General features: G+C 53.0%; 40 protein-coding genes. 11 read left to right on the forward strand and 29 right to left on the reverse strand.

Annotated features, from left to right (window positions below; genetic code table 11):
• The first annotated feature begins 17 nt into the window (after positions 1–17).
• From ACIQY3_RS12105 to ACIQY3_RS12125, 5 genes are all read left to right on the forward strand, one after another.
• Positions 18–350, forward strand: coding sequence for a hypothetical protein (locus ACIQY3_RS12105; RefSeq protein ID WP_403019603.1), 333 nt, complete (start codon positions 18–20; stop codon positions 348–350).
• A gap of 5 nt (positions 351–355) precedes the next feature.
• Complete coding sequence (locus ACIQY3_RS12110) at positions 356–664, forward strand: hypothetical protein (protein WP_403019605.1); 309 nt, start codon at positions 356–358, stop codon at positions 662–664.
• A 34-nt stretch (positions 665–698) separates the two neighbouring features.
• Positions 699–1,043, forward strand: coding sequence for a hypothetical protein (locus tag ACIQY3_RS12115; RefSeq protein ID WP_403019607.1), 345 nt, complete (start codon positions 699–701; stop codon positions 1,041–1,043).
• Positions 1,037–1,315: a hypothetical protein gene (locus ACIQY3_RS12120; RefSeq protein WP_403019608.1), complete on the forward strand. Its 279-nt coding sequence runs from the start codon at positions 1,037–1,039 to the stop codon at positions 1,313–1,315. The genes ACIQY3_RS12115 and ACIQY3_RS12120 overlap by 7 nt, the downstream gene beginning before the upstream one ends.
• 70 nt (positions 1,316–1,385) lie before the next feature.
• On the forward strand, positions 1,386–1,904 hold the full coding sequence (locus ACIQY3_RS12125; RefSeq protein WP_403019610.1) for a hypothetical protein: 519 nt from the start codon (positions 1,386–1,388) through the stop codon (positions 1,902–1,904).
• Between the two features lie 184 nt (positions 1,905–2,088).
• On the opposite strand, the gene ACIQY3_RS12130 is transcribed toward ACIQY3_RS12125, so the two are convergent.
• The 6 genes from ACIQY3_RS12130 to ACIQY3_RS12155 form a co-directional block, all read right to left on the reverse strand.
• On the reverse strand, positions 2,089–3,840 hold the full coding sequence (locus tag ACIQY3_RS12130; RefSeq protein ID WP_403019611.1) for an ATP-binding protein: 1,752 nt from the start codon (positions 3,838–3,840) through the stop codon (positions 2,089–2,091).
• Positions 3,841–3,950: 110 nt separating this feature from the next.
• Positions 3,951–4,286 (reverse strand): hypothetical protein, encoded by a 336-nt coding sequence (locus ACIQY3_RS12135; RefSeq protein WP_403019613.1) that lies wholly within the window; start codon positions 4,284–4,286, stop codon positions 3,951–3,953.
• 180 nt (positions 4,287–4,466) lie between these two features.
• Positions 4,467–4,637 (reverse strand): hypothetical protein, encoded by a 171-nt coding sequence (locus ACIQY3_RS12140; protein ID WP_403019614.1) that lies wholly within the window; start codon positions 4,635–4,637, stop codon positions 4,467–4,469.
• Positions 4,634–5,041: a hypothetical protein gene (locus ACIQY3_RS12145; RefSeq protein ID WP_403019616.1), complete on the reverse strand. Its 408-nt coding sequence runs from the start codon at positions 5,039–5,041 to the stop codon at positions 4,634–4,636. Before ACIQY3_RS12145 ends, ACIQY3_RS12140 begins: the two co-directional genes overlap by 4 nt.
• An 86-nt stretch (positions 5,042–5,127) precedes the next feature.
• Positions 5,128–5,322: a hypothetical protein gene (locus ACIQY3_RS12150; protein WP_403019618.1), complete on the reverse strand. Its 195-nt coding sequence runs from the start codon at positions 5,320–5,322 to the stop codon at positions 5,128–5,130.
• Between the two features lie 263 nt (positions 5,323–5,585).
• Positions 5,586–6,029 (reverse strand): hypothetical protein, encoded by a 444-nt coding sequence (locus tag ACIQY3_RS12155; protein WP_403019619.1) that lies wholly within the window; start codon positions 6,027–6,029, stop codon positions 5,586–5,588.
• Between the two features lie 193 nt (positions 6,030–6,222).
• Here ACIQY3_RS12155 and ACIQY3_RS12160 point away from each other — a divergent pair, with 193 nt between their 5' ends.
• Both ACIQY3_RS12160 and ACIQY3_RS12165 read left to right on the forward strand, forming a co-directional pair.
• On the forward strand, positions 6,223–7,251 hold the full coding sequence (locus ACIQY3_RS12160; protein ID WP_403019620.1) for a phosphoadenosine phosphosulfate reductase family protein: 1,029 nt from the start codon (positions 6,223–6,225) through the stop codon (positions 7,249–7,251).
• 63 nt (positions 7,252–7,314) lie between these two features.
• Positions 7,315–7,521, forward strand: coding sequence for a hypothetical protein (locus ACIQY3_RS12165; protein WP_403019621.1), 207 nt, complete (start codon positions 7,315–7,317; stop codon positions 7,519–7,521).
• Between the two features lie 21 nt (positions 7,522–7,542).
• On the opposite strand, the gene ACIQY3_RS12170 is transcribed toward ACIQY3_RS12165, so the two are convergent.
• The 15 genes from ACIQY3_RS12170 to ACIQY3_RS12240 form a co-directional block, all read right to left on the reverse strand.
• Positions 7,543–7,977 carry a hypothetical protein gene (locus ACIQY3_RS12170; protein WP_403019622.1) on the reverse strand — a complete coding sequence of 145 codons (435 nt, stop codon included), beginning with the start codon at positions 7,975–7,977 and terminating at the stop codon, positions 7,543–7,545.
• 179 nt (positions 7,978–8,156) lie between these two features.
• A complete protein-coding gene (locus ACIQY3_RS12175) occupies positions 8,157–8,357 on the reverse strand; it encodes a hypothetical protein (protein WP_403019624.1) in 201 nt (66 codons plus the stop codon).
• A gap of 46 nt (positions 8,358–8,403) precedes the next feature.
• Positions 8,404–8,877, reverse strand: a complete 474-nt coding sequence (locus ACIQY3_RS12180) for a hypothetical protein (protein WP_403019625.1) — start codon at positions 8,875–8,877, stop codon at positions 8,404–8,406.
• Positions 8,878–8,959: 82 nt separating this feature from the next.
• On the reverse strand, positions 8,960–9,373 hold the full coding sequence (locus ACIQY3_RS12185) for a hypothetical protein (protein WP_403019626.1): 414 nt from the start codon (positions 9,371–9,373) through the stop codon (positions 8,960–8,962).
• Positions 9,374–9,947: 574 nt separating this feature from the next.
• Complete coding sequence (locus tag ACIQY3_RS12190; protein WP_403019627.1) at positions 9,948–10,295, reverse strand: hypothetical protein; 348 nt, start codon at positions 10,293–10,295, stop codon at positions 9,948–9,950.
• 252 nt (positions 10,296–10,547) lie between these two features.
• Entirely contained in the window at positions 10,548–11,033 is a 486-nt protein-coding gene (locus ACIQY3_RS12195; RefSeq protein ID WP_403019628.1) for a hypothetical protein, read from the reverse strand.
• Positions 11,034–11,098: 65 nt separating this feature from the next.
• Positions 11,099–11,599, reverse strand: coding sequence for a hypothetical protein (locus tag ACIQY3_RS12200; RefSeq protein WP_403019629.1), 501 nt, complete (start codon positions 11,597–11,599; stop codon positions 11,099–11,101).
• A 456-nt stretch (positions 11,600–12,055) separates the two neighbouring features.
• The gene (locus ACIQY3_RS12205) at positions 12,056–12,262 is read right to left on the reverse strand and encodes a hypothetical protein (protein WP_403019630.1); all 207 of its coding nucleotides are present in this window, start codon (positions 12,260–12,262) and stop codon (positions 12,056–12,058) included.
• A 13-nt stretch (positions 12,263–12,275) separates the two neighbouring features.
• Complete coding sequence (locus tag ACIQY3_RS12210; protein ID WP_403019631.1) at positions 12,276–12,608, reverse strand: hypothetical protein; 333 nt, start codon at positions 12,606–12,608, stop codon at positions 12,276–12,278.
• Positions 12,609–12,621: 13 nt separating this feature from the next.
• Entirely contained in the window at positions 12,622–13,062 is a 441-nt protein-coding gene (locus tag ACIQY3_RS12215; protein ID WP_403019632.1) for a hypothetical protein, read from the reverse strand.
• Complete coding sequence (locus tag ACIQY3_RS12220; RefSeq protein ID WP_403019633.1) at positions 13,059–13,652, reverse strand: hypothetical protein; 594 nt, start codon at positions 13,650–13,652, stop codon at positions 13,059–13,061. Before ACIQY3_RS12220 ends, ACIQY3_RS12215 begins: the two co-directional genes overlap by 4 nt.
• 76 nt (positions 13,653–13,728) lie before the next feature.
• Complete coding sequence (locus ACIQY3_RS12225; RefSeq protein ID WP_403019635.1) at positions 13,729–13,959, reverse strand: hypothetical protein; 231 nt, start codon at positions 13,957–13,959, stop codon at positions 13,729–13,731.
• A gap of 14 nt (positions 13,960–13,973) precedes the next feature.
• Positions 13,974–14,141, reverse strand: a complete 168-nt coding sequence (locus ACIQY3_RS12230) for a hypothetical protein (RefSeq protein ID WP_403019637.1) — start codon at positions 14,139–14,141, stop codon at positions 13,974–13,976.
• Positions 14,142–14,199: 58 nt separating this feature from the next.
• A complete protein-coding gene (locus tag ACIQY3_RS12235; protein WP_403019639.1) occupies positions 14,200–14,670 on the reverse strand; it encodes a hypothetical protein in 471 nt (156 codons plus the stop codon).
• A gap of 61 nt (positions 14,671–14,731) precedes the next feature.
• Positions 14,732–14,971, reverse strand: coding sequence for a hypothetical protein (locus ACIQY3_RS12240; RefSeq protein WP_403019640.1), 240 nt, complete (start codon positions 14,969–14,971; stop codon positions 14,732–14,734).
• Between the two features lie 259 nt (positions 14,972–15,230).
• On the opposite strand from ACIQY3_RS12240, the gene ACIQY3_RS12245 reads away from it, so the two are divergent.
• From ACIQY3_RS12245 to ACIQY3_RS12260, 4 genes are all read left to right on the forward strand, one after another.
• Entirely contained in the window at positions 15,231–15,692 is a 462-nt protein-coding gene (locus ACIQY3_RS12245; RefSeq protein WP_403019642.1) for a hypothetical protein, read from the forward strand.
• A 66-nt stretch (positions 15,693–15,758) separates the two neighbouring features.
• Positions 15,759–16,064, forward strand: a complete 306-nt coding sequence (locus ACIQY3_RS12250; protein ID WP_403019644.1) for a helix-turn-helix domain-containing protein — start codon at positions 15,759–15,761, stop codon at positions 16,062–16,064.
• A 63-nt stretch (positions 16,065–16,127) separates the two neighbouring features.
• Positions 16,128–16,991, forward strand: a complete 864-nt coding sequence (locus tag ACIQY3_RS12255; protein WP_403019645.1) for a hypothetical protein — start codon at positions 16,128–16,130, stop codon at positions 16,989–16,991.
• Positions 16,991–17,212 (forward strand): hypothetical protein, encoded by a 222-nt coding sequence (locus tag ACIQY3_RS12260; RefSeq protein WP_403019647.1) that lies wholly within the window; start codon positions 16,991–16,993, stop codon positions 17,210–17,212. The genes ACIQY3_RS12255 and ACIQY3_RS12260 overlap by 1 nt, the downstream gene beginning before the upstream one ends.
• 21 nt (positions 17,213–17,233) lie before the next feature.
• On the opposite strand, the gene ACIQY3_RS12265 is transcribed toward ACIQY3_RS12260, so the two are convergent.
• From ACIQY3_RS12265 to ACIQY3_RS12300, 8 genes are all read right to left on the reverse strand, one after another.
• Entirely contained in the window at positions 17,234–17,494 is a 261-nt protein-coding gene (locus ACIQY3_RS12265) for a hypothetical protein (protein ID WP_403019649.1), read from the reverse strand.
• Between the two features lie 206 nt (positions 17,495–17,700).
• Positions 17,701–18,114 (reverse strand): hypothetical protein, encoded by a 414-nt coding sequence (locus tag ACIQY3_RS12270; protein ID WP_403019651.1) that lies wholly within the window; start codon positions 18,112–18,114, stop codon positions 17,701–17,703.
• A complete protein-coding gene (locus ACIQY3_RS12275; protein WP_403019653.1) occupies positions 18,111–18,347 on the reverse strand; it encodes a hypothetical protein in 237 nt (78 codons plus the stop codon). The genes ACIQY3_RS12270 and ACIQY3_RS12275 overlap by 4 nt, the downstream gene beginning before the upstream one ends.
• An 18-nt stretch (positions 18,348–18,365) precedes the next feature.
• Positions 18,366–18,710: a hypothetical protein gene (locus ACIQY3_RS12280; protein WP_403019655.1), complete on the reverse strand. Its 345-nt coding sequence runs from the start codon at positions 18,708–18,710 to the stop codon at positions 18,366–18,368.
• 197 nt (positions 18,711–18,907) lie between these two features.
• Positions 18,908–19,345 (reverse strand): hypothetical protein, encoded by a 438-nt coding sequence (locus tag ACIQY3_RS12285; protein ID WP_403019656.1) that lies wholly within the window; start codon positions 19,343–19,345, stop codon positions 18,908–18,910.
• A 144-nt stretch (positions 19,346–19,489) separates the two neighbouring features.
• Positions 19,490–19,705 (reverse strand): hypothetical protein, encoded by a 216-nt coding sequence (locus tag ACIQY3_RS12290; protein WP_403019658.1) that lies wholly within the window; start codon positions 19,703–19,705, stop codon positions 19,490–19,492.
• Positions 19,702–20,142: a GTP pyrophosphokinase gene (locus ACIQY3_RS12295; protein WP_403019659.1), complete on the reverse strand. Its 441-nt coding sequence runs from the start codon at positions 20,140–20,142 to the stop codon at positions 19,702–19,704. The genes ACIQY3_RS12290 and ACIQY3_RS12295 overlap by 4 nt, the downstream gene beginning before the upstream one ends.
• 50 nt (positions 20,143–20,192) lie before the next feature.
• Positions 20,193–20,531 (reverse strand): hypothetical protein, encoded by a 339-nt coding sequence (locus tag ACIQY3_RS12300; RefSeq protein ID WP_403019660.1) that lies wholly within the window; start codon positions 20,529–20,531, stop codon positions 20,193–20,195.

The following is a 20,531-nucleotide window of genomic DNA, read 5'->3' on the forward strand; positions in this document are numbered from 1 at the left end:
ACTCGAAGGAGAGCGCAATGGAAACCGCAGTATCCACCAAAAATCTCAACGCTCAGCAACCGATCACCGGCCAACTGAAAACTGACGACGCGAGTACTAAAACCCTCACCGCATACCAGGTCGGCGATAACGACATTGTGGCGCATTACTCCCCGGAGGAGGCCAAAGCCTTTCTGGTCGAGCATTACCAATACCCTGGCGATGATAATGAGGGCGCCAGCGACGTAGAACTGGTCAGTGATGCGCTTCTTGATGGTGAAATGCGCACCGAGGATGGAAAGCTCGCAACAACATTGCGCGCAGACCTCGCCGAGGCCACAAAACCATGTCTTCTGCACAGCTGGGAGTGAATGTCATGCGCAAGTCGACGACCACAACCCTGATTGCTCTGGCACTACTGAGCCAGTCTGCCGTGACGCATGCCGAAACCGGCACGTTTACTGAACGAGACGAGTGTGTATCGCAGTTGCGGGGTATTGCTGAGCTCAATGCCGCCAAGGGCGGTTATGCCATCGTCAAAATGGATGCCGGCGAATTTTCAAGTACGCCGGAGGGCGGAGTGAAATGCTCAACACGCTTCCTCACAGTGAAGGATGGGAAGGGCGAGTTCAGCAAGACTTACTCTGCTGAGGTTCAGGCCTATCCGGCCATCCACAAGAACTGATGGCGATCACTAAGCGGCAAGGGAGTGTTGAACGATGAAAGAAGCGGCGATGACTAGATTTTTCTGGCGTGGCCTTTTCCGTATTGGCAAATGGACTGGCATTGCAACGGCCGTTATCGTGCCCGTCCTTGTGGTGTTCAATGTGATTGGATATCAGAGCATCACACACAACCTGATTTTTTGGGCCAATCCGGACTACTTTTACCACCAGGGCTCGTACCTCGGCCGTGTGCTGAACCTTTCTTTAGTGGGTTTTCTACAATCCATCGTTTGTGCAGGAATAGTTTTTGTCGTAGTGGTTGTGCTGGCGGCTGCTTTTATAGGAATCAGCTACCTCGGCGGCTATCGTGACAACAAGAAGGGATCAGTTAAATGTTGATTTTCGAACTGGTTTCCCCGGTGCTTGTTGGGTTCTTTTTGGTGATCACGCTCGTGGCCGTTTTACTCCATCGCGCCAGCGGGACAGCTCAAAAGATCCCGATGACCTTCCTCGGATTGGTCTGTCTGGCCCTGTGGCTGGGTAACGAGCCATACGGCGAGCCGGTACCGGGCGCTACCAAAACCATTGTGATCATCGCGACTTGCCTCCAAACGTTTATTGCGTGCGCGGCTTATGCCTGTTGGGGGCACAAGCGGAAACAAGTCAAATAATTCGAACCCACCGCCACCGATGGCGCAAAAATGCCACGGTGGAATGCCTTGCGTAACGCAGGAGAGGCACTTGAGACAATTTAAAACCCTTTTAGCTGCGATTCCTTTGCTTGCTGGCGCAGCTAGCGCCGCGCCTGGACACTCAACAGATTTTGTTGAGGCTGCTGACCAGTTCGTGAAGACCGACGTGATGTGCAGCCAGGGCAAAGCTTATGTGGCTGTGACAGGAAGGCAGGGCGGTATTGCCCAACTGTCATACAAGCCCATCAGCGTAACTGCGCCTGGCAAAACAGACGCATCTCCCATCACTTGTGATGCTCGTGGCTACATCTGGCGTGGTGCAGCACTCTCAAACTTCGATTTGGCAATGTACGCCAGAGGTTTAGACCCCGATGAAGTCTATCGCGAGCAGATGCTTGCTGATGCCGTCCCGGTAGGCAGCGGAATGGTGGTCAGAGACTCAGCAGGGTGCGACTGGTTGGTGAAAGAGTCGAAGGGCAAAGTGACTTCCTCCAGGTTCAACATGCGCGACGGAGCAGCGCTATGCGAATCGCCCTCACCGACAAAGATTCCGGCAACCTCACACTAGTCGCGCCGGCTGCCGAGCTCGTGCAACAAAAAACCCGCCTCGGCGGGTTTTTTTAGGTCTCTGATTTCTGATCATTCCCACTCATCGTCCGAGTAGTATTCGGACAAGTCTTTTTTACTTGACTTGGCAGAGTTGAATATTTAAGGGTGTCAGGTTACCTATGATGCACTTTTAGAAATCGATACTATTCCATTGCCCATCGTCTTTTGCGTTCAAGCTCAATACGACGTTTTACTACATCAGATTGGAGAACAATTCTTTTCATCTTGGTTGCAATACGGCGGTCAGAATAGCAAATATTAATGCCGGCTTCGAGTAGCAAAGACATATATTTCATCTGGCACGCACGAACAATGGAGGCAAAATTTTCGCTGAGCACAACATCATGAAAGCGTTTGTAGAATTCAATCCCATGTTCGTGTTCGTCCAAGGAGCTGGCGCTCTGATGGCAAAACTCGTGAAGAACTAATGCAGGTAATGTAGAAATCCCACTCCAGCAGGCTTCCTGAAGCACTTTGACATTGATCTCTATATAATCAAAACCGTTCGTCCAGGCTTCTGCACAGTCGGACTTTCCAGCGAATATCCTCCTCGTGCGTTTGGCTGGATCTTTTGTTGACCAGGCAATATCTTTTGCCACATGCCTTAGTGCTTTTAGAGCAGCAAATTGTTCCGGTGTGAGATCGGCATCGGCGACTCGCTCGGTAATGCTGGAGTAGCTTGCCTTGATAGTCTCGAACTTAACGAATCGTATGTTCCACCCATCCGTGAATTCCCCAAACAACCCAGCAAGGGCGTGCATGAAGTCAATTGCGACTGCTTCAGAACTTTCCATTCCAGCAAGGTGGAACATTCGAGGTATTAGCATAGCGATGGCCCCTTCGGCCACAGCACGTTCCGCAATTAGGCTTGATTCGCCGTCATAGAGGCTAAAAACACGGTTTTTCAAGAATTCGCGTGGTGAAAGCCTTTTACCTGATAGATCCAAGATAAAGCGTTTATCAAATAGAATTGATGCCTCATCCTCTTTAATATCTTCACTTTGGCGAGCAACTTTGTAGATGAGAGCGCCTAGGTCTGCATCGTTCATGTTGGCCGATTTTGCGACCGATTTGCGAAACTCTCGATTTGTGACTTTTATGAGGTTTTCTATAACCTTGCAGCCGTGATTTAGCCAAGCATTTCTGGCCATATTTAGTTTGATTGGCTTTTTGGAAACGAAGATTCCGCCAACAAAAAAATCCCTTCGTTTAGCGGATGCAACGTAAACGCCTAAATTATATACTATAAATTCAGATGACTCGTCGAACAGATAGTAACCATAATCGTCTTCGAAGGACCACTTACAAGTTGCTGGAGAGGTATTTAATTGTTCGTCATCCACATAAACCGGGACATCCAGGTAGCGTATGGCTCTCGCGAAATCGGAGTTCGCAGGGCGGCACCATGGAGTCTTCATCAATCCCGAGTAATGGAGTTCGCGGAGCACAGATTCATCCGTGACAACTCCATCGATGTGACAGCCAGCCTGCTCCTCAACAGTCTCATGCAGGCTGTAACCGAGCGGGGCATCTTCTGACAAAAGACGCACATCCATTTTGTAATTGCCACTGCGCCATACGGTGTTGGCATAAGCCATGATCTGCCCACGCCCAATACGAAACCGGCCAAATCGCGCATCACCTTCAGAATGAGGCGTACCGAAGGTCTCGAAGAACATTTCGATCTCTCTTCGATCAGCAAAACCCCGTCCGTTATCTTTTACAGTGAACGTCCCGTTCTCCAAAAAGATGAGATCTACTCTCGTTGCCCCCGCATCGATGGAGTTCATCACCAGCTCTACAACGGCCTTCACGAAAGTACCGGCCTGCTCTTTAATCAGGTGTTTAATTATCCCTGGATGAACGTTGAACTGCCTGACCTCAGGACTACCCATTTAGACCCCGCCTAATATAAATGATCAACGTCGTTGCCGCGCCAACAAAGTACGCATTGCCAGTCTGTGAACCGTGTTGATACAAGTCCGCACCATGGTGCCGACATTTCCTATGTAGATTGCCGCTCAGTTTCTGTAGCGTCCTCAAAGCCTAGTTTGGCCAAATGTTCCTGAAATGCTTCGACAGTCAGTTTCATAGGCCCAATACCTGCGACTACAGCAATCAAATCATTGCAGAGTGAGAGTGCGCGCCAACCGTCATCAAGGACGCGCAACTCTGCACTACCAGCAGGAGAAATCATCGGCCAGGAGATTTCAAACTCGCCCTGGTAGTTTTCGCCGGCTTCAACGCTGACAATGAATCGCTCGTGTGCTTCCCTATAAAGGGCTGACGTTGCATACCAAGCTCTAGAGGTCTGAACGAAGCTGCGCTTGTAATTGCTCATGATTTTCCTTACTGAATCAGGTTCACAGTATCGCTGCAAAGATAAATGTCCGTTGTTTCATCTCTTTCTTCCGGTACCAAATATAAATCGTTCGAGCGGCTGCCATGTAGGCCTGAGTAGCCGGTGGATTCGCGTCATGCGTCAAGCCAGGCGCGGCATCCTAAACTATTGGGAGATGCCCTAGGAGCGACTGTTGAGTGATGGGCTTAGGGTTTCCGGCGGCAGGTTGTCGGCCAGCGCGGATGCCGCAGTAAAAGCAAGCGCTGAAACGCCCAGCGCACCGAGAATGACGTCCAGTAGAGCGATACCGGCGACCAGCATTATCAACGCTGCCAGTGTGATGATTCTCATGGACGGCTCTCCGGCAGAGGTGATTGCGCTGGATCATGTAGTTGAGTGATGCCAAGGGCTTTCATGGCGAGTTCATGGAAGTGTTCGAAGAACTTTGGAGCGAGTGCGCCGTAATCCGGGCGGCCCTCAAGCGGAAAGCCAATAACTTCGTCCAAATGGTCGGTTAAGGCTTGAGTAGCGCGGTGCACAGCCTGGTAGTCAGCCTCGCCGCCAACGCTACGCCGGACGGTGTCCAGATCATCAACACCCCGCACCGTTGCCACGTAGAAAGTGCACAACTCGATGTGGCGCGTTGCTTTCTCTGCGCCGTTGAGTCGGCCTGCTGCATTGCTCATCAAGTAACGATGGATTGCGTGGTCAAGGTGCAGGCGGCATGCCTGTTTAAACATCAACGCTGCGTCCATTGGAACCTCCAAAATGTGAGTGCTTGACTGCCAAACCCCCAATGAAGGGTGGCAGGGCGGCGGTAGTCAAATTTCGCACTGATGAATTACGCCATCAGGGTTACTGTCTGGCCGCGCTGCACGAACAGCTCCATCGTCTGGTTGCTGACGCGAACGTGGAAAGTTCGTGTCGCGCCTCCTTCAGTGATTCCATCGATCACCCAGACTTGGGGAGCCTCCCCGATCCACAGTTCGACTCTGTCACCTTTTTCTACTGTATCTACTGCGACGCTCATACTCATGAGGCGGTTATCCAATCTTGGTTTATGGGCCGGCACGCTAGCGGCCGATTACTGATCTAGCCCCGGTTGGCCGGGGCTCGGTTTTGACGTCGAGTACGCCTACTTGGGCTTTTGAACCCACTGGCCATCGCGGGGGCCTCCTTTCATTCGAACCCACTTCATGCCGCTGGCAGGGCGCTCAGCGGGCTTAGGATCATTGACACCGATCACATGCTTGAACATAGGAGTGTCCTCCGAGGGCGGCGGTGGCCAGCTGCGCTGAATTAGGCGAGCGGGAGATATTCAGGGTTCTTGATGTATTTAGTTGTGGCAATGGTGCTGATGTCGTTGTCCCAGCATTCGTTGTCGCTGTCCCAGCCGCTCTCATCAAATTCAAAAGCCTTGCCCAGTTTGAAACCAGCGGGTTGAGCATGGATGTGAGCAGCACACAGACGCCCTTCAACAATGAGCGCCGCGCTGTCTTCTCCAATCTTGAGTGCGTGCCCAGGCTTGCTATCCAACAGCCCTCGGTACGAGGACAACGCTTTGGAGAACGTCATGCGCTGTAGCGCGAGTTCGAGTTCATCCTCATAGCCGCCCGCTTCCGCATTGGCACGGACGAACTCGTAGGCATTTGCCATTTCGCTATCAGTTGCGCCAGCGGCTTCGTAGTCATGCACTTCCTTGGCGATTTTGGCTACGTCGACTTTGGGTTGGGTGGTATTCATCAGGAGGCTCCTGCCGGTGTCGGAATGGTTGGTGGTATTGGGTTTTGATGAAAACGAGTATGAAGTATGTTTCACTTGCTGGCAATCCACAAGTGAGAAATATATTTCTTGATTTGATGGTGAAGCATATTTCACAATGGCGTCATTCGATGGGCCGCTGAGTCCATATTCAAAAACACTCAAGGAATGCCGCGTGAGCACTATTACCCAAAGTTCTCCAGCAAATGTTACGACCGAGGCCGACCAGTCCGCGCCAGCTCACGCTATGGAAGCGCAGCCGGATCTCTTTGCGGCAACTGAGCCACTCTTAACTGTCCTAAGCTTTGGCGGCGGGCAGGATTCGACGGCGCTTCTTGAGCTGTACATCAACGATCCGGCGTTCCGGAAACGTTACGCCCCTCGCGATTTCATGGTGGTGATGAGCGACACCGGGGATGAGTTTCCCGAGACCTACGCCCACGTTGAAAAAATGCGCGAGCGGTGCGCCAGTCACGGGATCGAGTTCAATTTCCTTACTGCTGATCAGGGCTGGCACCAAGGTGACTGGACAAGTCTGCTGAACTTCTTCCAGGCAAAGAACACCATCGGCTCCAAGGCGTTTCCCAAAACCTGCACCGACCGGCTCAAATTGCAGCCGATCTATCGGTTTCTGGAGAACTGGCTGAGCAAGAAGTATGGCGTTCAGTGTCACCACAAAAAGGGCATCCGTGAGTTCGCCATGATGCACGGCAAGATCCAAGTAATGATCGGTATCGCCAAGGGGGAGGAGAGGAGGGTTGCGGATCCGGCGAAAAACCCAAACCGCTGGTACCGCGACAGTATCCACAACATTTACCCCCTGATTGACCTCGGTATGGATCGCGCTGCATGTCAGGCGTACATCGCCAACCAAGGGCTTCCCGTCCCCATCCCATCCAACTGCCGTTCTTGCCCATGGCTGAGCCTTGAAGAGCTGGAGTACCTCCGTCGATTCCACGCCGAGCATCTGGACGTCTGGGTTGGGCTTGAGGCCGCCAAGCTCGAAAAGCATCGGGACAAAGAATTGGTACTGGTACCGACGGCAACTGGCACTAAGACAGTCAACAAAAACTACGGCGTGTTCGGCACGATGCCCCTACCAGTCAAAATCCGGGAGGCGAAAGAAAAATTCGCCGACTGGAGTGATGAGCGGGTGCGTGAATACCGAATGAGTCATGGTCACTGCGTGGCGACTGCCTACTGATCAGGTGAGCGCCAGCAATGCGGACAACAAATCATCACAGACCTGTTACATCCCGGAGGTTATATGGCGAACGATGAACGTTTTTATTGTGTGACTGGGGACAAACGCAGTTGGTCGAGAGAGCCGCTGTCTATTGCAGATCTGGAGGCGCGGGGATACACCGTTCAGGATGCGCGCCTGGCGGGCGATAAAGACTTGTTCTATGAAGGGCGGCACGTAGCCCATCTGTTCGCATCGAAGGCCGATGCGGCGCACCACCTTCTCGCATAAGCTGGCCGTTGGTGGCCACCGTCAGTCGCAGTTTCGAGTGTCGGCGGTCGCCACCGCCGCGTCGACCTGTTCAGCCAGTAACTGAGCTGCTTCTGCGAAACGTTGTTCGCACAACACAAGGAAGGTGCACACGCGTTCGCGCACATCTTGGTCATAATCCCCGCCTTTAACTTGCTCAGCCTGGATCCGGGCGGTGGCCAGTTCACCGGCCGCATCACGGTACTGATACAGAGCCGTGTTGAAAGCATCCACACCAACGAGCATGCCGGTGCTGGGCCATTTGGTAGGTGGCGAATCCGCCTTGCTAGCTACTTTCTTCTTTTGCTCGGCGGTGTACTTGTCTTCCGCCCAGTCCAAAAAATTTCCAGGTTCACCGCCACCCTCGAAAAACTCTTCGCGCAACCCTTCGTAACGTTCGCCTTCGTTGTGATACAGCCATTCGTTGAAACCGTTCATGCTACTTGCTCCAGCTCAGGGGCGAGGCCAGCGCCCCTTAAGTCAGCGTTCGCGTGTCAGTCAGTGGCCAGCACGCGCAGATTGCCCAGCCTTGGCATATACAGGGCAGGCTCCCCCTTCAAGGACGCCACCTCGACGATTACACGCCCTTCGCCCCAGCTAATTCCGTCGAACATAAGTCAGTGTTCTGCAAACAACGGTTGAGAGGCTCGTACAGGGTTTCCTGACACGCGTGGCTGCTTTGGCAAGCGCTTACGTGCTTCGGACTCACTCAAAACCACCACGCCCTGTTTTAGGCTGCTGGTGCCGTTGGATTGGCTCTCCCATTCAACCTGCTGTCCGATATCAAAGTTGCTTGGTGAATTCACGTTTCCCATCATCTTAGCTCCTTCGTCTTGATCATCCGGTTTGAACCGGTGTACTCCATCAATCGCAATTCCAGCCTAGAACCAAAAGGTGTGCGCCTGGTGGAATTACAACGCCAGGTAAACCGAGCGCCAGCAGCACAGCTTCCGAGGCTTGCAATGGATAAACAGCCTGCATCAGAAGCGAGATTTCACCTGCTGCCAACCCTCGATCCTCAAGCCAGCGGGAAAAGGCTGTCGGATGTTCAGGTTCAACGCCGTAGTCCAGATCTGGCGCGGCGCAGCCAACGCAGAAAGCCTCCAACGCGATCTCCTTTAAAAGCTCGGCGACTGCGGGCGTTTCAGGCGTGAGCGGGATCACATAGCCGTCCAAATGATCGCAACGGAATCCGTTGCAGGAGTGGGAGGCGAGTTCTGCCCACTCAGTGTCCTCGGCAACGAGCTCATCCTTCCAGAAAACCAGCCAAGGGCCCTCGCCCTCGGTAAACAGCAGAGGCGGGAAGGGATCACGTCTGGAGAGTGATGTTTCTGTCATTGGCTAGACCTGTTGTGATCACCAGCGTCTGCTGGCGCTTGAATAATTTGCGACCTGTTTTGCTTTTACATGCAAAACCCATTTACGCCGCTTTGCGAAACCCCATGAGCATTGCTTGCCGCTGGAGCAACTCGACAAATGCACTCATGTCCATCTTATCCCCATAAGTCGGCCATGAGGTATTGAGGAAGAAGTGAGCCACTGCAAATGCAAGTTGTTCGTGGGCTGTCCCGCCAGCAGCCAAAGTTATCCGAGCGCGAGGATAAAGGCTGATGAGCATGGTTACTTGGGCAGTTGTCCACGCCAAGTCAGTGGTTTCTTCCAGGTATGCAAGGGCGTCTTCGAGCTGACGTTCGCTTGGCTGAGCGTTGATGTGTTCGATCAGCAAGGCGTTGCTATCACGCTGGATGGCAAACCAGTAGTGGAGACCATCCACAAGTTCGTCATCTTTCTTCGCGGCAAAATCCAGAGCAGTTTTTGGGTTAAAAATATTCATTTCGCGATCCGGAAAGCTGAGAGAGCGAAGTCGGCATCGCCCTGGCGTGAGTTGGGTGGTTGGGGGTATTCGCTTGCTCAATGAATGAGCGCCCACTGGGCGTCAATGAAAACACCCTGTGCGTCGTTGCGTGATCTGCGCAGCAGTGAGCGGGCTTGTACTCCACCAAGTTCCGTCGAATCAGATCCTCGCAAACATCTACCGCTTTAGACCGGCTTAGGTGTCGATCCCATCTGCCACGGCCATTGGTGCGCCAGGACGGACTATCACCTTCAAACAAAGAGCCAAACTTCAAAAGCGAGCGCAGCATGGTGAACTCATCTTGTGACAGTGGCTTGCGAACTTCGAGCGTACTGATTTTCTCCGGTGCAACTACCTCGGGTCTGCGCACTGACGAAATTCTCCCAATCGCCATGTGCGGCGCAGATCCGAGACTCTGTGCTACTCCCAGGCGGGATAGTAATGCGATCAAAAGTTGCGAGAGAAACGTCATGGCATGGCTCCGGATCTTGAATAGATTGTGTCGGCCCGGCGAAACCGCCTGCGGCCAACGCAGGCGGCTCAAAGGGGCGATTTACAACCAGCGCAGTGGTGCGGGCGCAACTACCGTGGCGGAGGCCTGTTCGATTGCCTGGGCCAAAGACGCAGATCCAGCCTGGGCTGAGCACTCAGCGAATGTCAGCGGGTACGACTCACCAGAGCGAAAAGTGCTTGCCGTAGGCCCACCCTCGCACAACGCTCTGTAACTGTTGACGACGTGGTTGCCGTCTGGATTGATCGCCAGCCACTGCTCGATGGCCATGTTCCGAGCGACCTTGTCCTGTTTCATGGTGTTGTAAATCTGAACCGACACAACCGCCGCAAAGAGACCAGCGGCAGCTATCAAAGCCAATCCAACGCGGGCTATGACCTTCATTTTCATACAGCTCCTTGTTTGCTTGGGATGGGGAGATCTCATCCCTACCGGCAAAACCCCGTGATCGAGGTTCTGTCGGCAGGCACCGGAATTTGCTTAGATCTGGAAACCGGGTTCGATAATCCAGACTCGGCCTTTACTGGCCACTGCTATCGGTTTAAACCGGAGCGCATGAATCGCATGGTGCGTAGTAATTTTCCCGGTCAAATAGTGCATCGCTACACTGATTCCATAACGCATTGCATCACCCTCCGATGGTCATGAAACAACTCTGAACTGACTGACGTATTCCGGTTTTTCTTTACCGGCGTCTACCACTTCTTGCGGGTAGGGCAGTCGGACATTTCCTTCTTCATCACGCCATTCCGTTGAGGATCGGTATTTCTCAAGGTGCGCGATGAAAGCTGAACGATCAAAGCAAGCGCCAGCGCCGGGCATCCAGACCGTATCGACGTAGGTGCTGTGTTTTTCTCGAATATCCGTGTAGAGGCTTGAGCATGATTCAAGCAATGCCAAGTAGAGGCAATGGTCGAAGCTCAGCGTGTCGGTGTAGGTGTACCACTCGCGCCAACCACGCCAATACACTCCGGCCACCGCGCTGATCGACTTGTCTGCGTCAGCCCACTCCCAGCTCCTGATGTCGTCAATGGACTCCAACTCGATGTTGAGGTTGAGGGCTCTATCAAGAAATTCCTTCAGCCGGGCGGGGTGGTCGGTGCGGATGAAAAATTGAATAGAAGCCACAGCTCCTCCGGTGGGGGTGATTGACATTGGTGGCGGCAATGGCCCGCTATCGCGGGCCGTTGCAGTCAGAATTCTGCAAGTGCTTCGTTCAAAAACAGCTTCACATCATATTTTGCCTGAAGTTGTTCCTTCAATTCTGGCGTAAATGGCTCTGAGACAAACCAGTAATTGGCGTCTTCATCCGTGCTCAGCTGGTAGAGAGTCATGGTTTTGCACTTTTTCTTAAGTGGCTTCAATGCCATAAGTTCATTGACGATTTTGGGCACAACCCACTCGATATAGCCCGTGTCTTCCTCAGGGCAGGTCATTCCCAAATCTTCAAAAGCCAAGTCGTTTACCGGGTAGTCCACACCTTTGAGGGCGGAGACAAATTTGGCTTGGCATTCTGGGCTGATATTGACCCACAGGCCTGCACCATTCACGTCCTCTTGAACACCGCCGATCTTCGCCCCGTCGAGATAAACAGAGCACGACCAAACCATGCCATCGTGTCCCGGTGTTTTCTGCATGCCGTTTACGTCAACGCCAGCGGCACGAACTTTGCGGTTGTTTTCGATGAGTTTCATGTTGCGATCCGATGTGTGTTTTGATGCTTCTAATATGAAGCATATTTCACACTCAGTAAAGCAATATATTTCCTGTCTGTGAGCGCCAGTTTCCACTGTGTACCGAGTCATGGCCTTGGGCATCTCAGAAAACTCAGCAGTTATGGATTAAGTCGCTTTAGGGCCTAAATTTATCGGTTACTAAAAATGCGCTTGAAGGAGCGAAGTATATTGCTGTTCTGATGAGGTAGAACCCACCCCGCGCCGAAGTCGGTGGAATGTCACGATGGCAACGCGGCAGCCCAAATGACATTTCCTATACAGCGGTGTTTTTCAGCGCGAGCATGTCAATAACTTCCTTCCCGCGCAGTTTTGTGTCCGGTGAGCTGATGCTAGTTGTCGGACTAGAGCCGATAAGTCGTCCTACACCACGCGGGTGAATTCGTCCTGGTCGCTCACAGCCGCTATTCCTCGATCTCACGCCGATGTGCGGCTCACAATCGTGACGGCAAACAGGCGCTCCTCAAGAACCGTGGCGCACTGCTTGCCCAGCTGCTCGTTGTACTTCAGGCACGCATGAAACTCGTTGCCCTTGGCATCGGTGTGAACCGCGTGGTTACCGCACACATCGCCACACACATCGCAGAAAACGTCTACGATTTCGACTACACGAGTCTTTTTCAAATTGCTTGTCCTCTCATTCAGGTTGGTTATCTGCCGGCACCAAAACAAACTCAATCAAATCGGACTTCACCTTTAGCGCAGTGTGCATCCGCCCGAAAGCGTGGTTGAGCTTGTAAGTCGGTGGAATGACCAATGGGCCACCCTCAGGAGAGGTCTTAGCGAAATCATAGCGCCGCTGAATTTTTGCACCTTTGGGTAGCCAGACCGTTACCTTCCTTTGACCCACCAGTGCAGGGCAACGGACGATTTCATTGTCCAATGGCTCCCACATATAGGTCGCGGCATTGCGTTCAAACCATTGGCACAGAGCTACCATCTTTACGCTTTTTGTACTGGGCTTAGGCATGGGCACTTTTCTCCTATCCTTGCTGCTGTTTCCATTTACTCCAATGCTGACGACCGGCTAGCACTACTAACCCCAGAGCAAATAGCGTCAATGGGATGACAAAAACCTCCAGCCCCAACAGATCTGCCAGGCAGGCAGTAGCCAATTCGGCAATCAGTACAAGGGCGAGAACAAGGTCAACCACCGCCCACAAGAAAAATTTGTTCAAAGGCCGTTTTCTATTGGCTGACTTCTTGCCGTCCCGAATCAATTCGAGGCCGCCCCAAGCAGTAAACGTGATTCCGATAGCAAATACAGGCGACAGAAACATACTGAATTCGTTGCGCAGATCCGGGCCAGTGAATGGGTGCGTCCAGATGTAAAGCATCACTCCGCACCACGTAATAAGGCTGGCCAACCCACAAAGCAGTAATCCCCAATTCGTCCGGCGTATTGAACGTTCGAGCGAGTTCATCGATTTTCTTTTCCCACTTGCTTGGGCTGGTTCTGCTTAGGTGTCTGGAATGTCAGGAATTTGGCCACCGCCGTCGCATCAGAGGACTTCGCTTGGCCGCCCCGTGTCCAGGTGTTCTGTTGTTCTTTGGTTGTGTCCGGGGTGCCGGTCATAACTGGGCATTCCTTCAATGTGGTGTTCGCCAGGGCGGCATCTTCGTTACTGTCTGGGCCCAGCTTTACAGACTGGGATGTAGCAATTCGGCGACACAGTGCCGCTTGCATGCGTTCGGTTAACGCGTCGTTCATATTGAGGACGGCTGGGTCTGCGCCGATGTCGACGATCAACGATCTCAGCTCAACTATCTGACGCTCCAGAGCGCCAGCGGTCTCAGTAGCTGCTTCCATGTATTCGTTTTTGTGTTGGCGCAGCTGCGAGATCTCTCGCTTCAGTCGGGTGATCTCGGGATCCTCAGGCTGCGCCACGTTCAGCAGCTGGAAAAGTTCCTGGGCGAAATCGTCGATCTCGCCGAGCTTGATGAGGCGAGAGCGGATCCTCTCCAGAAGAACCTTTTGGGTTTGCACTGATGTCGTCTGTTGAGCGGTACCCATATTCATTCCTTCGATTGTATGGGCGGCTATGCCCACGATACTGGCAACGCCCCGCTTCCGGGGCCTGTTGGAGCGGTCACTCTTTGGCGCTGATTTCGAGTTTATACGGGGCGGCTTGAGTCGGGAGCTGGCTTCCGGTCTTCACAAGGCGCGAACGAATCCCCTGCGCTCTTTTAGTCGCCTTCTCGCGGTTTTCATCCGGGATCTGGTACACCTCGCATTTCGAGTAATCAGGGTCTGATACCTTCCCGCCCGCGCACCACATTCCGGAAGGGAATCGAGCGACTGTCCATAAAATCAGGTTCATGATGCTTCCTTGAGCTAGGGCTTCTTCTGAATGGAAAGCAGTTTTTTAGGGGCCTTGAGCTGCATCGTTTTCAACTCTGCTTTGGCCGCTTTTTCAGGTTTCCAGGTACAGCCGATGTCCCGCTCGATTCGGGAGCGCCCCTCAAAAACTGCTTCAACCACACGATACATTTGCTGCGCCATAGCCTGTGCTCTGCTCATTTTGTTGGGGGGGGCGTATCTTGATACAGCGGGCCCCACTTCATGGAAGCGGGAGTAGCTCTTCAAACACTCCGTCGAGGGAAATTGAAGTGGTCACGAATGCATCAAAGGCTGATGCGAGGGACGTGAGGGGATCCTCGCTTTTCACGAGGAGCTCCGGCTCCAAATTGCCTGTTTCGCTTACGGCCAAGATAATGGGATACCCGACGTTCTCGGCTTCAATCCGCGTGGCCTCGCGTGCTGCATCGAGCTGCTCGGTCGGGAAGTCTTCATGGCTCAAAATGGCAGAGAACTTCACCGCGCCATCGGGCGCATCGTAAACGAAGATTGCAAAGGCCTTGCTGTCTAGGGTCTTGTCAGAAAGGTCACGTACTTCCACAACCAATTCGTGGTGCTCATCATCGAGCATGGCAATAGCGCCGATGCGAAATTTTCCGCTGAACTCAAGCGCAGCGACAGCTCGGCTCATCCCTTCAGAGCATGGTTGAATGTCAGCAATTGGAATCGTCATCCGCCTACTCCAAAGTTGATTTGATGTCAGTCAAAAGTACTGCGAGACAAAGGCCGCGCAGCTATGCGAGGACTTTACTCAGAAGTGCAATTGAGTGCTCAGCTTCGCGTTGTTGCAGATCGATCGCTTCCTGAATTTTCTCAGGATGGAAAAAGAATTCCGGCTTCAAACCGTCTCTTTTCAGCCGTCCAAGCTCTCCTGCTTTAACCGCGCCCATCAACTCTTTGCGGACTTGAACGGGAACTCGCCCTCGGATCTGGCGAACGCCTACATTGCGGATTGATTCGACGTTTGGGCCCATTTCAGTTGATCCGTAGCTGATTCGATAGCGAAAATATGAAGCATGCTTCACAACATGTAAAGCAATATATTTCCCATTTGTGCGCGATCTGGGTACTCATAGGCATTGAAGCTTGCGTACCTGTCGCTCGGTTCACCGCTGAGTGGGGCTTGTTGGCACGGGAAATATACTTCTTGCTTTTGAAGTGAAGCATATTTCATAATGGCTCATCGAAACGGATACCTATGTGTCTGTCGTAACCCTACCAGGACAGGAATCGATGATAGCTCTCAGCGCGACCGACGCGAAAAACAAAATCGCCAACAGCTTGTTTCAGCCTGACGAATACGGCTCTCTGGCGGCGTGCACCAAGGAGAGGCTTGATCGCGGCAAGTACAAGTCGAGCATCATCGGTCGAGAGCTCCAAGTTCCTTTCACTGTTCGCCTGGTTTGGGCAGTGAAGAATAAGGATCGCCACGGCGAGTATTGGGCATTGTGGTGTATTCCAGCACCTCAGCACCCCAAGATCACTGCTGAGAAAGCAAACCTGGCACGTGCAGCTGGATACTCGGCCGCCGCTGCCAATCACTCACGTGCACCAGCTTCATGCCCTGAGTACGGCCGCCTCATCGAAGGCTTTGCAGTCGGTGATGGTGGAGATGTCCTGGCGCGTCACTGGCTGGCGGGCTACCAGACTCACTGTGATGAACAGTCTGAGCTCGCTCTACACCGTCCCAACTAAAACGTCGTGTTGCAGGCGGTCAGCAGCACCTGGCCGCCGGCATGCTAATTACCCAGGAGAGAGTTTATGATTAATGCACAGGGTTTGAAGGAAGAGCGCCAGCGCCTTGGATTTACCCAGGCGGAGATCGCGGATCAATGCGGGATATCACGTGAAATGTGGTGCCGCTATGAGCGCAGCGCAAGTGTTCCAAGTGGCGACGTGCTTCATCGGTTCAGCCAACTGGGCGGGGACGTGCAGTTTGTGCTCTCTGGTGCACGAACCATTGCGCCCCTGACTGATGATGAATGCCGTCTGCTGGAGGCCTATCGTGTTAACCCAGGGCTTTTCAATGCCACCGTCAGTCGACTGGGCGAAGCTGCGGCGGTGTAATTTGCTCAGTCAACCAAGTTCGCTCCCTCGTGAAGGGTTTGAACGAAGACAGGAATCGAGATAATGCCGTCGAATATGTATAAGACCCCGTTCGCCCCTGTGCGTGTCGGGCAAGCCACACTTTTTCAGAACGAGCTGAAGATTGGTTCAAAGCTTTATTCTTTGCATCACCGGCAGGATTTTGCAGCCTTCGCTCTGTTGACCAGCGCAGTCATAGGTACTGCGATATCGACACTGTTCCCGGGGGATACCGGCGTACTGGATTTTGGAGACGGAGTCACTGGTCGCCTGCATCCTGGCATTGAACCATGGCAGCAGTATGCGAATGCTGCAATGGTCTGCGAATCAGATCTCGCCCAGGCAAAGGTTGTCATTGGTTGGTGTGCGCTGTTGGATCTATATTCCCACCTGGTACCTAGCCCATCTGTTGACCAGGACGCTGTAGCTTTGGCCCGATACATTGCATCCGTAGGCTTTAAAGCGGCGTATGCATCATTGGAAGACGTAGAGGCGTGGCTGGAGTACCAGGCGCTGAAGTCGACCCCGCAGGGTTTCAAAGCCTTCATGGAGGGGACACTAGAACAGCCACCAGATCCGTGGGCTGGGGCGTTCGATTTGGTACTTCCGGCTGTCGTTACGCTCAAGCCCCTATCTGCCTTGGAGATCATTGAGCAAACGAATGGCGATATCGTGCTGAGTGACAGTGGGGCCAAGGCTAGTGCGGGTGCTCACCACTTGATTGAATGCACCGATGACGTGTCTCCCGTCGAGCGACGTTCACGTGACTACTGTGTAGCCCTGAAACGAGGTGGTTCGGATTACCGTTTTCGCATCCACACTACACGCATGTTCGACAATGCCGATGAAGTAGTGCTGCGCAGACTTTCGACGCAGATGCCCGTACTCAATTTGGCGGAGTTCGTTTGATGATGAAGATCCTATGCCTGTTCGGCCGCCACAACCTTCAAGAGGCGATCAATCATCCTGACCGGGGTATGGGGTACCACATCGTCGAGTGCAGCCGATGCCCAAAAGCATTGGTCAGGGATTCGCAATTGGGAAAGTGGTATCCAATCGCGAACACCCAAGCCACTATTGCCAAGAACAAATCAAAAGCTCATCAGCGAGATGGTTCAAAATCCGTCTAAGCGGCAAGAGAAAGCTCAGGTTTACCCTGAAAGCTCCGCGTGGAGGATCAGGGTGTGCACCTGGTTCGCCAATTGGCGGGCGAGATCATTGTAGTCAGCGCGTGCTGACCTGGAGCGCTCAGCGGCGAGCTTCACAGCCTCGGTATAATCACCAGCCCCGTCCTTCGCCTGCGTGGCGAGCAGCAGTGAATCAAGAGCTTCGGCGGCAACTATCCATACGGCACGTGCCGACATAACTTCATCGCTTAATGGCTTGAGCTTGTCACAGTCGATCATTGCCATGGCGGGAGTTCCGTTGATTTCGAACAGGCAAGTAATGTTGAAGCGGGGATGGGGTGCGCAAATAACAAAGCCCCAAATGACACGACATTTCGGCTCTAGTCGCCTGGTGTGGGACGTCATAATGGGGCTGCGGGCCTATTCTTAATCAGAGCTGGCCACGACGTCAATCTGCGTAGCAAATCCATAAGCCATTCAAGCGATAAACTTCAATGCGCGGCCGCGATGATTTCGCCATTGGCTCGACGGAGCATAATCCGATCAGCTGAGCGCACGACAGTCCAGTTTTCAGTCTCCGGCCCCTGTGGCAAAACGACCTGCACCCTCACGGAATTAGTCTCGGGTGCGATCACGATGCACGATCTTGAAGTTGAGTTACGAGGGTATGGGCCGGCTATGACCCACGCGCTTGCATCGTTAGGGGACGGGCAGATATCAGAACCAAACACGGGAACGTCCTGGTTACCAACTTTCATTTTGTAGCCAGGCGTGATCACCGCGGTCTTCGCCAACGGATAGTCGCTCATCATCAATGTGGCCAGGTCATTGGCAGCATCACAGCCGGTGAGGGCGTATGCCGCCGCAAGAGCAGTAAGCAAGATTTTCATTGAAGGGTTAATCATATCTTTGATTCCTGCGCGCTGAGTTCTTTCAAAGCTTTTTTGACTCTTGCCCGCCGACCGGTTGCCTGCCTTGCTTTGTCAGCTTTATCGATGATGGTGTGCAGGCCTTCTTTGGCCGAAAACAGATCCGGTACCTCACCTGACGATGACTCAATAAGTTGGCCCAGATAACTCGCAGCAGCATGCAACGCTTCAACCTCGTTGGCTGAGAGGTATATGCTCGATCCTTTCATCTCGCTCTATGCCCATGCCTAAAGAGTTTCAACACCGAATTCGTCAGGATCCTCAACGGCCCGAAGAAAACATTCGGAACGGTAGTCCTGGCTCCACCCAAGCCAGACCGTCGGCTGGCCACTTTTTGTGAGGCTCAAATTTCCTTCCATGGTCGAGTTACCTGGGCGGGGATCCGTTTGACATACAACCAGCATGTCAGCTTCAGCGAGCCAATTGGTGGTGTGAGTTTCGAATCCAGCTACAGCTATTTTTGTCTTGCCACCAACCTGTTCTCGGATGGCTTGCAAGCGTTCGATTAGATTATCCAAGTCGGGTTGGAAAGTTCGTACGTCTTGCGTTGACGGCTGGGAATTTTGACTCATGGATACGACCCTTACATGATGGTGAGCGCACGGAAGGAACTGCTCAGTGGTGGCGAGAATTTAGGTAGCATATCGCGTAACTACCCAGGCAACTCGTAGTGCTTGGACTCTGGGGTTACTTCGCTTGCCTATAGTGAAGTATATTTCCTGAAGGGTAAAGAAATATATTTCTCCTGCCGCTTCTGTAGCATTGCTGACTATCTGCGCTTCTTGCTACTGACTTTGGTGTACCCCATCAGCACCGCTTGCTGTTGCAACACTGCCAACCAAGCTTTTGCATCAATGTTGTCGCCAAAAGTTGGCCAAGAGGTTCCGAGGAAAAAATGGCCTGCTGCATTGGAGAGTTCAACCTCCAAGTCACTTTCGAACGCGATGGCGATCCGTAACCTGGGATACAGGCATAAGAGATCTTGGATTCGATCCGAAGGCCAAGCCAAGCCCGTAATTCCCTCCAAGAGTTTGGAGGCTGCGCTTAACTGGGTGTCAGTTGGCTTTGCGTCCCGATGTTTTAGCAATCTAGCCACTTCATCGCGTTGCATGCGGAACCAATAGTGCGAGTGCGCGTCGGGCCCTGTACGCCCCTTTTCTTCTTGGGCGTACCACAGCGCCGTGTCAGGCTTGGCTACGAACATCATTTATCCTCTGGGTGAGCGAGTATCAGCGTTCTGGAATTTACGTTGGCAAGGTGTGATCTAGGCATCAATTGAACTGAATATTTTTCGCGCCGACTCTCAATCCAGCGCGTTCCAACGCTGCTCGGGTAGGGCCGCCGCGCGGGGCTAAAGTCCGCCGCCCCCAGATTTATGCCAGTAAGCACCTTCGACCAAAGGGTTGTCAGGGCGTCTAGGCGCATCAGCAGGCCAGTCGTAAAGTGCCGGGGTACCGTCCTCCAGAAATAGAACTGTATCGGGGTGTGCACCCTGGTGCAGCTCGTCCAATAAATCGGCCATGTCCTGACTGATTTTTTGAAAGCGCGTCTTCTGTGAAGGTGTCATGGGAGCTCCCTGTTTTCGGTCATGGCGAGCAGATGCCATGCTCGGTAATATTTGGTGATTCGACGCTGATCACCATCGCCAAGGTTGGGCAGGCGCAATATGTTGAGGTTGTCTTCGAGATCCGCCATCTTCACCTTTCGAGCTAATGGGTGAGGGCGGATGCGCTCGATGAAATCGTTGTAACTCACACCTTTGCCACGGCTTAATAATTCCACCGCCTCAATTACCTCTTCGGGTATTCCGTCGAGGCGCAGGTCGCCAGCAGTGGTGTCAGAGTCCTCAAGGACGTCGTGAAGCACGGCGACCGCCTGGTCAATTGGATCGTTGAAACGTGCCATGAGGCGCAGCGGGTGGAGGATGTAGGGTTTGCCCGCCTTGTCTAGCTGGCCGGTGTGAGCGATCAGAGCTCGTTTCAGCGCCAAGTCGATAAGGGCCACGTCATTACTCCGGTGATACCGTCGAGCCAAGATTCGAGAGCGTCCAGGCCTCAAGCGCCTAAGACCTTCCCCTTCAGACCTTTTACAAATTCGGCGAGCGCATCTTTGTGCTCAACCGGCAACTCGACAACGACGGACACGTACGTTTCGAGCTTGCGCCACTTTCTCATTACGCCAGCGAAGTCTGCATCGCCGTCATCCCAGATGATCGCACCCTCGACGTGAACAACGTCAGTATCAGACAGCTTCTCAACGTCGACATCCTCTTGTTCCACACCATTGACCTGCCAAGCCATACCATCAACATGGGAGGTGGCTGGCCAGAATTGAGGATTGTTGTCGCTCCAGAATTTCTTCACCTCTGCGCCATTGGTTTTGATGCGTGCCAT

The organism is Pseudomonas sp. NPDC096950 (genome assembly GCF_044762525.1).
Classification (GTDB): Bacteria; Pseudomonadota; Gammaproteobacteria; order Pseudomonadales; family Pseudomonadaceae; genus Aquipseudomonas.

Bases quoted from the DNA above. Each gene is read 5' to 3' on its own strand.
- ACIQY3_RS12105 (WP_403019603.1), top strand. From the start codon at position 18: ATGGAAACCGCAGTATCCACCAAAAATCTCAACGCTCAGCAACCGATC.
- ACIQY3_RS12110 (WP_403019605.1), top strand. From the start codon at position 356: ATGCGCAAGTCGACGACCACAACCCTGATTGCTCTGGCACTACTGAGC.
- ACIQY3_RS12115 (WP_403019607.1), top strand. From the start codon at position 699: ATGAAAGAAGCGGCGATGACTAGATTTTTCTGGCGTGGCCTTTTCCGT.
- ACIQY3_RS12120 (WP_403019608.1), top strand. From the start codon at position 1,037: ATGTTGATTTTCGAACTGGTTTCCCCGGTGCTTGTTGGGTTCTTTTTG.
- ACIQY3_RS12130 (WP_403019611.1), bottom strand. From the start codon at position 3,840: ATGGGTAGTCCTGAGGTCAGGCAGTTCAACGTTCATCCAGGGATAATT.
- ACIQY3_RS12135 (WP_403019613.1), bottom strand. From the start codon at position 4,286: ATGAGCAATTACAAGCGCAGCTTCGTTCAGACCTCTAGAGCTTGGTAT.
- ACIQY3_RS12140 (WP_403019614.1), bottom strand. From the start codon at position 4,637: ATGAGAATCATCACACTGGCAGCGTTGATAATGCTGGTCGCCGGTATC.
- ACIQY3_RS12145 (WP_403019616.1), bottom strand. From the start codon at position 5,041: ATGGACGCAGCGTTGATGTTTAAACAGGCATGCCGCCTGCACCTTGAC.
- ACIQY3_RS12150 (WP_403019618.1), bottom strand. From the start codon at position 5,322: ATGAGTATGAGCGTCGCAGTAGATACAGTAGAAAAAGGTGACAGAGTC.
- ACIQY3_RS12155 (WP_403019619.1), bottom strand. From the start codon at position 6,029: ATGAATACCACCCAACCCAAAGTCGACGTAGCCAAAATCGCCAAGGAA.
- ACIQY3_RS12165 (WP_403019621.1), top strand. From the start codon at position 7,315: ATGGCGAACGATGAACGTTTTTATTGTGTGACTGGGGACAAACGCAGT.
- ACIQY3_RS12170 (WP_403019622.1), bottom strand. From the start codon at position 7,977: ATGAACGGTTTCAACGAATGGCTGTATCACAACGAAGGCGAACGTTAC.
- ACIQY3_RS12175 (WP_403019624.1), bottom strand. From the start codon at position 8,357: ATGATGGGAAACGTGAATTCACCAAGCAACTTTGATATCGGACAGCAG.
- ACIQY3_RS12180 (WP_403019625.1), bottom strand. From the start codon at position 8,877: ATGACAGAAACATCACTCTCCAGACGTGATCCCTTCCCGCCTCTGCTG.
- ACIQY3_RS12185 (WP_403019626.1), bottom strand. From the start codon at position 9,373: ATGAATATTTTTAACCCAAAAACTGCTCTGGATTTTGCCGCGAAGAAA.
- ACIQY3_RS12190 (WP_403019627.1), bottom strand. From the start codon at position 10,295: ATGAAAATGAAGGTCATAGCCCGCGTTGGATTGGCTTTGATAGCTGCC.
- ACIQY3_RS12200 (WP_403019629.1), bottom strand. From the start codon at position 11,599: ATGAAACTCATCGAAAACAACCGCAAAGTTCGTGCCGCTGGCGTTGAC.
- ACIQY3_RS12210 (WP_403019631.1), bottom strand. From the start codon at position 12,608: ATGCCTAAGCCCAGTACAAAAAGCGTAAAGATGGTAGCTCTGTGCCAA.
- ACIQY3_RS12215 (WP_403019632.1), bottom strand. From the start codon at position 13,062: ATGAACTCGCTCGAACGTTCAATACGCCGGACGAATTGGGGATTACTG.
- ACIQY3_RS12220 (WP_403019633.1), bottom strand. From the start codon at position 13,652: ATGGGTACCGCTCAACAGACGACATCAGTGCAAACCCAAAAGGTTCTT.
- ACIQY3_RS12225 (WP_403019635.1), bottom strand. From the start codon at position 13,959: ATGAACCTGATTTTATGGACAGTCGCTCGATTCCCTTCCGGAATGTGG.
- ACIQY3_RS12230 (WP_403019637.1), bottom strand. From the start codon at position 14,141: ATGGCGCAGCAAATGTATCGTGTGGTTGAAGCAGTTTTTGAGGGGCGC.
- ACIQY3_RS12235 (WP_403019639.1), bottom strand. From the start codon at position 14,670: ATGACGATTCCAATTGCTGACATTCAACCATGCTCTGAAGGGATGAGC.
- ACIQY3_RS12240 (WP_403019640.1), bottom strand. From the start codon at position 14,971: ATGGGCCCAAACGTCGAATCAATCCGCAATGTAGGCGTTCGCCAGATC.
- ACIQY3_RS12245 (WP_403019642.1), top strand. From the start codon at position 15,231: ATGATAGCTCTCAGCGCGACCGACGCGAAAAACAAAATCGCCAACAGC.
- ACIQY3_RS12250 (WP_403019644.1), top strand. From the start codon at position 15,759: ATGATTAATGCACAGGGTTTGAAGGAAGAGCGCCAGCGCCTTGGATTT.
- ACIQY3_RS12255 (WP_403019645.1), top strand. From the start codon at position 16,128: ATGCCGTCGAATATGTATAAGACCCCGTTCGCCCCTGTGCGTGTCGGG.
- ACIQY3_RS12260 (WP_403019647.1), top strand. From the start codon at position 16,991: ATGATGAAGATCCTATGCCTGTTCGGCCGCCACAACCTTCAAGAGGCG.
- ACIQY3_RS12265 (WP_403019649.1), bottom strand. From the start codon at position 17,494: ATGGCAATGATCGACTGTGACAAGCTCAAGCCATTAAGCGATGAAGTT.
- ACIQY3_RS12270 (WP_403019651.1), bottom strand. From the start codon at position 18,114: ATGATTAACCCTTCAATGAAAATCTTGCTTACTGCTCTTGCGGCGGCA.
- ACIQY3_RS12275 (WP_403019653.1), bottom strand. From the start codon at position 18,347: ATGAAAGGATCGAGCATATACCTCTCAGCCAACGAGGTTGAAGCGTTG.
- ACIQY3_RS12280 (WP_403019655.1), bottom strand. From the start codon at position 18,710: ATGAGTCAAAATTCCCAGCCGTCAACGCAAGACGTACGAACTTTCCAA.
- ACIQY3_RS12285 (WP_403019656.1), bottom strand. From the start codon at position 19,345: ATGATGTTCGTAGCCAAGCCTGACACGGCGCTGTGGTACGCCCAAGAA.
- ACIQY3_RS12290 (WP_403019658.1), bottom strand. From the start codon at position 19,705: ATGACACCTTCACAGAAGACGCGCTTTCAAAAAATCAGTCAGGACATG.
- ACIQY3_RS12300 (WP_403019660.1), bottom strand. From the start codon at position 20,531: ATGGCACGCATCAAAACCAATGGCGCAGAGGTGAAGAAATTCTGGAGC.